Origin of the sequence: Micromonospora sp. DT81.3 (assembly GCF_049847225.1) — a bacterium.
Taxonomy (GTDB): Bacteria; Actinomycetota; Actinomycetes; order Actinomycetales; family Microbacteriaceae; genus Microbacterium.
The window spans coordinates 1-2,221 of sequence record NZ_JBNCNY010000036.1; the positions used below are offsets into that span (position 1 = coordinate 1).

The window sequence follows — 2,221 nt, forward strand, 5'->3', positions numbered from 1 at the left end:
CCGAGAATCACCCCTCGTTGCGATGACCGCTGGAAACCAAGGCGCCGAAACCGTTCAGAATTCGAGCGCCGTCGACACCTCGCGTTGACTCATCAAATATCTCCGCGTGGTGGTGGTCGTTGCCTCATGTAGGAATCTCCGCGTGAGCGGGTACGCCTGGTGGTGTGGAGCTTTCGATGAGTGAACGCAAGGCGGTGACCCGGCATCTGGCGGCGTCGTATCGGGCTGGCGATAAGGCACGGAAGACGCGGATCCTGGACGAGGTCGTGGAGCTGACAGGGTGGCACCGGGATCACGCGCGGGCCGCGTTGCGGGAGGCATCCAGGCCGGTGCGGCCGGTGAAGCCCCGAGCACCACGGACCCCGACGTATGGGCCGGAGCTGATGCCGGCGCTGATCATCTGCTGGGCGACGTTGCGGGCGCCGGCGGGGAAGTTGTTGGCGGCGATGCTGCCGGTGCTGGTGCCGCTGCTGCGCCGCGATGGGGAGATCAGGCTCAGCGATGAGCACGCTGTCCTGCTGGCGCGGATGAGCGCGGCCACGATCGATCGGAAGCTCGCCCCGGAGCGGGCGAAGCGGCTGCCGCGGGGCCGGACGCATACCAAACCCGGCAGTCTGCTGAAAGCGCAGATCCCGATCCGCACGTGGGCGGACTGGGATGACGCGGTCCCCGGGTGGAGATCGATCTGGTCGGCCACGACGGCTCGAACGCGTCCGGTGAGTACTGCTTCACCCTGACCGTGACCGATATCGCGACCGGGTGGACGGTGAACCGGTCGGTGCCGAACAAGGCAGAGAAATGGGTCGTGGATGCTCTTCAGCATGTCAGCGGTGTGTTTCCGTTCCCGATCCTCGGGATCGACTCCGACAACGGGTCCGAGTTCATCAACCATCACCTGTTTCGGTACTGCATGCAGCGGCAGATCACGTTCACCCGGTCCCGTCCGGGAAACAGCAACGACGGCGCGCACGTGGAGCAGAAGAATCGGGCTCGGGTCCGGGAGCTGGTCGGCTACCTCCGCTACGACACCGCCGGGGAGCTGGAGCTGCTGGACGAGATCTGGGAGGCGGACCGGGTGTTCACGAACTATCTGCTGCCGCAGCAGAAGCTGATCTCCAAAACCCGCCACGGCGCGAAGGTGAGCAAGAAACACGACCCACCGGCAACCCCGCACCAACGGGCGATCCGCGACCCCAGCGTGCGGAAGATGCCGGTCATCCGGATGAACGCCCAGTTCAAGAAGATCCGGCCCGCCGCCCTGTCACGCCAGATCCTGGCCCTCACCGGACGGCTCGAGACCATCGCCCTCGCCAAACGCCCCGCACCCGCCAAACCAGCCGCGAACCAGGGCTGGAATCAACGCACCCACGCGGAGATCCGAAGATGAGGCAACGACTACCCGCTCCCGGAGGTATTGACATGAGGCAACAGGGCCCTCGACCGACCGGTGGTTGCTCCTTAGGTGAGCCCGGTCTTCGCTCACCGTCGACCGCGATCCCGTCGCGTCGGGCTCCCGCTCGACCCCCACGTTCCCCCGCCACCTCGTGCAGTTCCTCACCTCCGGACCGACCGGCCCCGCGGAGATCCCCACACAACTCAGCGCTCTGACCCGGCTGACCGAACGCCAACGAGCGGTGGCCCTGCTTGTCGGCGACGGAATGAGCAACGGCGAGATCCCCGCCCAGCTCTTCGTCAGTGATGCAACTGTCAAGAGCCACCTCACCACAGTCTTGGGGCGCCTCGGCGTCCGGAGCCGCCCCGAGCTGGCCATCCTCGTCAACAGCACTGCTCGCCAGTTCTGAGTCGACGCCATCCGACGGGCGGCATTGAAAGATCTCGGCCGTACCCGGCGACCGATGCTCACCCAACTGCACGGTCTTTTGCTAAGAGCGCCCATCGTACTGGCCATGGTCACGATAGCGACGAAGCTGCTGCCCGGCTACCTCGCGCGCGAGGCCGATATCGGCGAGGCCGGCCGATGGCGCGCCGGATTCGTCCTCATGCCCCGCGGGGAGTTCTCGATCGTTATCGTCGGGGCAGTAGTCCTCCTCCGCGGCGGCGCCGTTCCTGACCCCTGAATCCACTGTTCATTTAGCGGAGCGCCGTTCGCAGGTGTCCCACATTTTGCCGAACGGGTGAACGCGCGGGCGTGAGCCGACGTACACCCTTGTGTGTCGGGGCATCACCCGGCCTGGACTCAAGGAGTGATCATGGGATTCTC

At 65.8% G+C, this 2,221-nt stretch carries 3 protein-coding genes and 1 pseudogene; all 4 read left to right on the top strand.

Annotated elements, in window-relative coordinates; translation table 11 throughout:
• Positions 1-176 precede the first annotated feature (176 nt).
• A complete protein-coding gene (locus tag ACPW96_RS23190; RefSeq protein ID WP_425886094.1) occupies positions 177-737 on the top strand; it encodes a hypothetical protein in 561 nt (186 codons plus the stop codon).
• Positions 674-1,387, top strand: a complete 714-nt coding sequence (locus tag ACPW96_RS23195) for an integrase catalytic domain-containing protein (protein WP_425886096.1) — start codon at positions 674-676, stop codon at positions 1,385-1,387. The genes ACPW96_RS23190 and ACPW96_RS23195 overlap by 64 nt, the downstream gene beginning before the upstream one ends.
• 157 nt (positions 1,388-1,544) lie before the next feature.
• Positions 1,545-1,802 carry a helix-turn-helix domain-containing protein gene (locus ACPW96_RS23200; protein ID WP_425886098.1) on the top strand — a complete coding sequence of 86 codons (258 nt, stop codon included), beginning with the start codon at positions 1,545-1,547 and terminating at the stop codon, positions 1,800-1,802.
• Positions 1,803-1,901: 99 nt separating this feature from the next.
• Positions 1,902-2,045 (top strand): annotated as a pseudogene (locus tag ACPW96_RS23205) (cation:proton antiporter); the annotation flags it as partial.
• Between the last annotated feature and the right edge of the window lie 176 nt (positions 2,046-2,221).